Source organism: Micromonospora sp. NPDC050200 (genome assembly GCF_040656135.1).
Taxonomy (GTDB): domain Bacteria; phylum Actinomycetota; class Actinomycetes; order Mycobacteriales; family Micromonosporaceae; genus Micromonospora.
The window spans coordinates 61,958-68,498 of record NZ_JBFALG010000036.1; the positions used below are offsets into that span (position 1 = coordinate 61,958).

Annotated in this window: 8 protein-coding genes; 5 read left to right on the forward strand and 3 right to left on the reverse strand. The window is 73.1% G+C overall.

The genetic code is table 11. The features are described from left to right. Nucleotides 1-63 precede the first annotated feature (63 nt). Complete coding sequence (locus AB0I41_RS22780; protein WP_357110886.1) at nucleotides 64-762, forward strand: HAD family hydrolase; 699 nt, start codon at nucleotides 64-66, stop codon at nucleotides 760-762. 24 nt (nucleotides 763-786) lie between these two features. On the opposite strand, the gene AB0I41_RS22785 is transcribed toward AB0I41_RS22780, so the two are convergent. Beyond that, complete coding sequence (locus AB0I41_RS22785) at nucleotides 787-1,302, reverse strand: hypothetical protein (RefSeq protein ID WP_357110889.1); 516 nt, start codon at nucleotides 1,300-1,302, stop codon at nucleotides 787-789. Between the two features lie 44 nt (nucleotides 1,303-1,346). Beyond that, entirely contained in the window at nucleotides 1,347-2,216 is an 870-nt protein-coding gene (locus tag AB0I41_RS22790) for a PhzF family phenazine biosynthesis protein (RefSeq protein ID WP_357110892.1), read from the reverse strand. Between the two features lie 32 nt (nucleotides 2,217-2,248). Here AB0I41_RS22790 and AB0I41_RS22795 point away from each other — a divergent pair, with 32 nt between their 5' ends. From AB0I41_RS22795 to AB0I41_RS22805, 3 genes are all read left to right on the forward strand, one after another. Further along, nucleotides 2,249-3,532 (forward strand): CBS domain-containing protein, encoded by a 1,284-nt coding sequence (locus tag AB0I41_RS22795; RefSeq protein ID WP_357110895.1) that lies wholly within the window; start codon nucleotides 2,249-2,251, stop codon nucleotides 3,530-3,532. Next, the gene (locus AB0I41_RS22800; RefSeq protein ID WP_357110898.1) at nucleotides 3,529-4,131 is read left to right on the forward strand and encodes a DUF1003 domain-containing protein; all 603 of its coding nucleotides are present in this window, start codon (nucleotides 3,529-3,531) and stop codon (nucleotides 4,129-4,131) included. Before AB0I41_RS22795 ends, AB0I41_RS22800 begins: the two co-directional genes overlap by 4 nt. Before the next feature lie 97 nt (nucleotides 4,132-4,228). Next, nucleotides 4,229-5,377, forward strand: coding sequence for a P-loop NTPase (locus tag AB0I41_RS22805; RefSeq protein ID WP_357110901.1), 1,149 nt, complete (start codon nucleotides 4,229-4,231; stop codon nucleotides 5,375-5,377). A gap of 82 nt (nucleotides 5,378-5,459) precedes the next feature. Here AB0I41_RS22805 and AB0I41_RS22810 read toward each other — a convergent pair whose 3' ends face one another. Continuing rightward, the gene (locus AB0I41_RS22810; RefSeq protein WP_357110904.1) at nucleotides 5,460-5,996 is read right to left on the reverse strand and encodes an alpha/beta hydrolase; all 537 of its coding nucleotides are present in this window, start codon (nucleotides 5,994-5,996) and stop codon (nucleotides 5,460-5,462) included. A 150-nt stretch (nucleotides 5,997-6,146) separates the two neighbouring features. Here AB0I41_RS22810 and AB0I41_RS22815 point away from each other — a divergent pair, with 150 nt between their 5' ends. Continuing rightward, nucleotides 6,147-6,527 (forward strand): hypothetical protein, encoded by a 381-nt coding sequence (locus AB0I41_RS22815; RefSeq protein WP_357110906.1) that lies wholly within the window; start codon nucleotides 6,147-6,149, stop codon nucleotides 6,525-6,527. The last annotated feature ends 14 nt before the right edge of the window (nucleotides 6,528-6,541 follow it).

Genomic DNA, 6,541 nt, shown 5'->3' on the forward strand with positions numbered 1-6,541 from the left:
CACTCCGTTACGATCATGCGCGTCCCCGCCGGCGACCCCTCGACGTCCGGAGGCGCTCCCCCCATGCCCAGGTATCCCGCGGTGCTGTTCGACTTCTTCGGCACCCTGACTTGCTGCGTACAGCGCGGCTCGGCCCACCAGATGACCGCCGAGCTGCTCGGCTGCCCCGTCGACACGCTCACCGCGGTACTCGATCGCACCTTCTACCAGCGGGCCACAGGCCGGCACGGCAACGCCGAGTCGACCCTGCGCTGGGTGTGCGCGCAGGCCGGCGTACGCCCCTCCGACGCCGCCGTCCGGGCGGCGGTGGCCTCCCGGCACCAAGCGGTACGCGCCGACACCCGGCTACGCGAGGACGCGGTGCCGGCCCTCGCCGCGCTGCGCGAGCGGGGCGTCCGGACGGGCGTGGTCAGCGACTGCACCCACGAGCTGCCGGCGTTCCTGCCGGAGCTGGCGGTCGCCCCGCTGCTCGACGCGCGGGTCTTCTCCGTTCAGGTCGGCCGGTGCAAGCCGGACCCGGCGCTCTACCTGGCCGCCTGCCGGCGGCTCGAGGTACGGCCGGAGGACTGCCTGTACGTCGGCGACGGCGGCAGCCGGGAGCTGACCGGCGCGCAGCGGGCGGGGATGACCGGGGTGCGGCTGGCCGCCCCCGACCTGGCCGGGCACCTGGTCTTCGACGCCGAGCCGGACTGGCACGGTCCGGTCGTCGGCTCGCTCACCGAGGTGGTCGAGCTGGTCGACGCGGTGCCGGTGGGGTGCTGATCCGGACCGAGGTCCTTCCCCGGCTCAGCGGCGGCGGACCTTGTGCAGGCGGAACGGCTTGCGGGTGGCCCGCACGACGGGGGTCTCCCGCGGCACCTCGGCCAGCGACCCGGCCGGCAGGTCCGCGCCGGCGTCCGGCGGGCCGGCCGGGGCGAGGCGGGTCAGCGCGCAGCCGTCGGCCGCCCAGCGGGCCACCAGGTCGGCGGTGGGCCCCGGGGCGTTCAGCCGCTTCGCCCCCACCAGCGGGGCGGAGGTCTCCCACGCCTCGGTGCCCGGCGTCAGCCGGGTCACCCGGGCCGGCCAGGTCACGATCCGCCCGCCGTGGTCGCCGCGCAGGGTCACCCGCGCCTCGGCCGCCTCGGCCAGCCCGGGCGCGGACTGCTCACCCGGCCCGCTGACCACGAAGAGCGAACCCTCCAGCGGTACGCACCACAACGCCAGCGCCGGGCCGTCGCCGACACTCACCCAGGCCACAGCCGCCTTCTTCATCGCCTCGTCGACCAGCGGCGTCGACCGTGGGGCGTCCACCTCGTCCGTCACACCGGCATCCTCTCCTACGTCGGCCGTCCGGTCACCGGGTCCGCTCAGCCGACGAACGGCGGGACCAGGATCTCGCCCCGGGCCACCGCCATGACCTGACCGGAGACGGTGGCGCCGACCGCCGCACCGCCGGCTGCGGTCACCGTGCAGGCCAGCGCCGACGGGCGGTGGATCTCGATGCCCTGGCGGACCGCGTACTCGGAGCGCCCCTCGCCGGGGAGCAGCCCGCTGGCGACCAGCCAGACGCCGAGGCCGAGAGCGGCCGAGCCGGTGGCCGGGTCCTCCGGCACGCCGAGCCCGGGCACGAAGACGCGGGCGTGCGCGGTGTGCGCGTCGGCGTCCCAGGAGAAGACGCTGACGTGCTCCACCCCGTACCGCTGGGCCGCCGCCGCGTTGACCCTGGCGCGGGCCACCGCGTCCGGGCGGACCGGAAGGTAGGGGAACTCCAGCCCGCAGCCGGCCACCCGGGGCGCCGGGCCGGCGTAATCGTCGGCGGTGAGGCCGGCCATCTCCAGCAGCGGCTCGGGGTCCAGCTCCGGCCCGAGGGTGGGGGTGCCGCCGGTCAGGGTGGCCCCGGTCGCGGTGACCTCGATCGGCAGCACCCCGGCGCCGCACTCCTGGGTGACGCTGCCCACACCGAACATTCCGCGCCGGCTGGCGGTCACCGCCGCGCCGACGCTCGGGTGCCCGGCGAACGGCAACTCCTCGGCCGGGGTGAAGATCCGGGCCCGGTAGGTGGCGCCGACCTGGGTCGGCGGCAGCACGAACACCGTCTCCGAGAGGTTGAACTCCAGCGCGAGCGCCTGCATCTGTTCGGTGGCCAGCCCTTCGGCGCCGAACACCACGGCCAGCGGGTTGCCGGCGAACGGGCGGTCGGTGAAGACGTCCACGATCTCGTAGGCCAAGGTCGACATGTTGCTAGACACTAGGCGCTTAGGCTGTTGCCGTGAGCACGCCGAACCGGGTCTACCTCGCACGACTCGCCGGAGTCGCCGTTTTCGACCCGAACGGTGACCAGGTGGGTCGGGTGCGTGACGCGGTGGCCCGGATCCGGCCGGCCCAGCGGCCACCCGAGGTGGTGGGCCTGGTCGCCGAGATGCCGATGCGTCGGCGGATCTTCCTGTCCATCAACCGGATCACCTCCATCGAGGCGGACGCGGTCGTGCTCGGCAGCGGCACCCTCAACCTGCGCCGCTTCGAAAAACGCCCCAACGAGCTGCTGGTGCTCCAGGAGCTGCTGGACCGGCGGGTCCAGCTCGAACCGGGCGGCCAGCCGGGCACGGTGGTCGACGTGGCGATGGAGTGCAACCGAACTGGCGAGTGGTCGCTGTCCCGGGTCGCCGTCCGCGAGCAGACCGGCCGGCTCACCCGCCGCGGCCATCTGCACCAGGTCGAGTGGGACCGGGTCCGCGGGCTGAGCGGGATCGCCGACAACCGGGGTACGGCCAATCTGCTCTCCGTGCTGGAGGACATGCGCCCGGCCGACCTGGCCAACGCCCTCCAGGACCTGCCCGACGCGCGGCGCAACGAGGTCGCGGCGGCGCTGGACGACGAACGCCTCGCCGACGTGCTCAGCGAACTGCCCGAGCACGACCAGGTGGAGATCATCGCCGCGCTGGACCGGGAGCGGGCCGCCGACGTGCTGGAGGAGATGGACCCGGACGACGCCGCCGACCTGCTCAACGAGCTGCCCCCGCCGGAGCAGGACGTGCTGCTCGACCTGATGGAGCCGGACGAGGCCGACCCGGTCCGCCAGCTGCTGCGCTATGCCTCCGGCACCGCCGGCAGCGTGATGACCTCCGAGCCGGTGATCCTGCCGCCCGACGCCACGGTCGCGGAGGCCCTCGCCCGGATCCGGGAGGAGCAGCTCTCTCCCGCCGTGGCCGCGCAGGTCTTCGTGACCCGTGCCCCGATGACCACGCCGACCGGCCGCTACCTGGGCATGGTGCACTTCCAGCGGCTGCTCCGGGAGCCGCCGGCCGACCTGCTCGGCGGGGTGGTGGTCAACGACATCGACCCGCTGCGGCCGACCACCCCGCTGCCGGAGATCACCCGCCGGATGGCCACCTACGACCTGGTGGCGATGCCGGTGGTGGACCGCAGCAACCGGCTGGTTGGGGCGGTCACCGTCGACGACGTGCTCGACCACTCGCTGCCCCGCGACTGGCGGGACCGGGACGCCGGACCGGCCCCGTCCGCCGCCGACCCGGAACCGGACGGCCCCGGATGAGTGAGCAGCGCCGGGCCGAGCGGCTGGACCAGCCCCGCGAGCCCCGGGGCGTGAAGCTGCCCCGGATCGACCAGGAGACCTTCGGCCGGTGGTCCGAGGGGATCGCCCGGAGCATGGGTACGGCGAACTTCATCGTCTACATGACGGTGGTGATCGCGCTCTGGTTCGGCTGGAACACCCTGGCCCCGGCGAGCCTGCGCTTCGACCCGTACACCTTCACCTTTCTCACCCTGGTGCTGTCGTTGCAGGCCTCGTACGCGGCCCCGCTGATCCTGCTCGCGCAGAACCGGCAGGCCGACCGGGACCGGGTGGCGCTGGAGGAGGACCGGCGGCGGGCCACCCTGCAGAAGGCCGACACCGAGTACCTGGCCCGGGAGGTCGCCGCGCTGCGGATCGCGATGGGCGAGGTGGCCACCCGGGACTTCCTCCGCTCGGAGCTGGCCCGGCTGGCCGAGGAGCTGGACGAGGCGGCCCAGCGCCGGCAGAGGCTGGAACGTCGGCAGCAGGAGAAGTCCGCCCAGCGGGGCGGGGAGGGGCTCGACGAGCCCCGCGACGACCTGGACGACGACTACGCCCGGGACGGCCGGCCGGAGGACTGACCGGCGCGGTGACCCGGGGGCCCGGGCGGCCACCGATTCGCTCACACCGGCCCCGCTGGCGGCGGCGACGGATCGCCGCCGACGTAGCATGGCGGGCATGTCAGCTCCCGTCAGCACCATCTCCGACGCGATCCAGGCCGCCCTGGCCACCGTCAACGACCCGGAGATCCGCCGCCCGATCACGGACCTCGGCATGGTCCGCTCCGCCGTGGTCGGCGACGACGGCGTCGTACGCGTCGAGCTGCTGCTCACCGTCGCCGGCTGCCCGCTGAAGGACAAGCTGCGCGCCGACATCACCGCCGCCGTAATGGCGGTCCCCGGCGTGACGGGTGTCGAGATCGAGTTCGGCGTGATGAGCCCCGAGCAGCGCCAGGCACTGCAGTCGAAGCTGCGCGGCGGCACCGCCACCGAGGAGCCGGTGATCCCGTTCGCCCAGCCCGGCTCCCGGACCCGGGTGTACGCGGTGGCCAGCGGCAAGGGCGGCGTCGGCAAATCCAGCGTGACGGTCAACCTGGCCGCCGCGCTGGCCGCCCGGGGCCTCTCGGTCGGCGTGGTCGACGCCGACATCTACGGCCACTCGGTGCCCCGGATGCTCGGCGCGGACGGCCGCCCGACCCGCGTCGAGGACATGATCATGCCGCCGCAGGCGCACGGCGTGAAGGTGATCTCGATCGGCATGTTCACCCCGGGCAACGCCGCCGTGGTGTGGCGCGGCCCGATGCTGCACCGGGCGCTGCAGCAGTTCCTCGGCGACGTCTACTGGGGCGACCTGGACGTCCTCCTGCTCGACCTGCCCCCGGGCACCGGCGACATCGCCATCTCGGTGGCCCAGCTGCTGCCCAACGCCGAGATCCTGGTGGTGACCACCCCGCAGGCCGCGGCCGCGGAGGTCGCCGAACGGGCCGGCGCGATCGCCCTGCAGACCCACCAGCGGGTGGTCGGCGTCATCGAGAACATGGCCTGGCTGGAGCTGCCGGACGGCTCGCGGATGGAGGTCTTCGGCGCCGGTGGCGGCCAGGCCGTGGCCGAGTCGCTGAGCCGGACGATCGGCGCGCAGGTGCCGCTGCTGGGGCAGATCCCGCTGGACACCCGGGTCCGCGAGGGCGGCGACGCCGGCAACCCGATCGTGCTGGCCGCGCCGGACGCCCCGGCGTCGAGGGCCCTCGCTCAGGTCGCCGACCGCCTCGCCGTGCGCCGGGAGTCCCTGCTCGGCAAGCCGCTGGGCCTCAAGCCCGCCGGCCGCTGACCTGCGAACCACGACCGCCCCTTTCGGCCTCGGCCGGAAGGGGCGGCTTTCGTTGATCATCGGGTTGTCGCCGTGACACAACCTATTTCGGCCAGTCGATCGCGTCGAGGAATTCGTCGATGGCGACCGCGACACGACCGAGCACCCCGATGGATTCGGTGAGCGGACCGGGTACGTACATACCGTGATCGGCTCCGTCCACCTCCAGCACATGGGGTGACAGCCGGCGGGCCAGTTCACCGTCCCATACCTTGTCGGCCGTGCCACCGACGAGGAGGAAGGGCGCGGTCGCGTGGCTCAGCGCTTCGGCCACCCACGGCAGACTGAGCAAGGGCGTGAGCCAGACCGCGGGCAGTGATCTTCCGGCGGCAACTGCTGCCGCATTCGTACCGAGGGACTTGGCGATAAGCAGCGGACGACCACCGACAGCGTCGAGTAGCGGAGTGATCTCGCCGCGCACCCAGCCCTCAATTTCCGGCTCATCTGGCTTCGGCCGCTCTTGCGACCAGGAGTACCGGTGCACTGTTGCGCCCCGCCGCTCGGCTACATCGCCGGCGTACATGAGCAGGGGCGCTCCCGGTCCGAACATACCGCCGGGGATCACGACAGCGTCAGCCATTGGGCGACCCTACCTGTCCCCAAGATGGGAACCGACCGCAAACTGCCAGGGCCCCACCGGCCCCGCTCCACCTTGTCCCGTCCCCCGGGAGGCCGGACGGTCTACGACTGCCCGACAAGGAGATCCGCCAGCACTGGCACACTTCCTCGCATGAATCACGACCTGGCGGTGGCGGAGGGTGACATGCCCGCCGACGAGGAATCGATGACGGAAGAGACGGTCGGGACCCATGTTGTCCGTAGCGCCCTGGTCGAGGCGTGCCCGGGCATGCGAGTCGCGGACATCCGCCGGCTCGACGCCGGCTACACCAGCAGGCAGTGGGTCGCCGACACGGATGAGGGCCCGTTGTTGGTCAAGACACCGATACGGGATACCGACCCGGAGCACCTGCGGCGGCTGGTTGCCACTACTCGTCGCGCCGCCGAGAGCGGCGTCCCCGTGGTGCGGTTCCCCTGGGTGTCAGGGTTGGGTGAGACCAGCGGTTCAGAGCAAGTAGCCCTCCCGGGGCGAGGATGGATTCTCCTTCGATGACGATTTCCAGGACT

What these genes read in the sequence shown, in the direction of transcription:
- AB0I41_RS22800 (WP_357110898.1), top strand. Translation starts at nt 3,529, where the DNA reads ATGAGTGAGCAGCGCCGGGCCGAGCGGCTGGACCAGCCCCGCGAGCCC.
- AB0I41_RS22815 (WP_357110906.1), top strand. Translation starts at nt 6,147, where the DNA reads ATGAATCACGACCTGGCGGTGGCGGAGGGTGACATGCCCGCCGACGAG.
- AB0I41_RS22810 (WP_357110904.1), bottom strand. Translation starts at nt 5,996, where the DNA reads ATGGCTGACGCTGTCGTGATCCCCGGCGGTATGTTCGGACCGGGAGCG.
- AB0I41_RS22805 (WP_357110901.1), top strand. Translation starts at nt 4,229, where the DNA reads ATGTCAGCTCCCGTCAGCACCATCTCCGACGCGATCCAGGCCGCCCTG.
- AB0I41_RS22790 (WP_357110892.1), bottom strand. Translation starts at nt 2,216, where the DNA reads ATGTCGACCTTGGCCTACGAGATCGTGGACGTCTTCACCGACCGCCCG.
- AB0I41_RS22780 (WP_357110886.1), top strand. Translation starts at nt 64, where the DNA reads ATGCCCAGGTATCCCGCGGTGCTGTTCGACTTCTTCGGCACCCTGACT.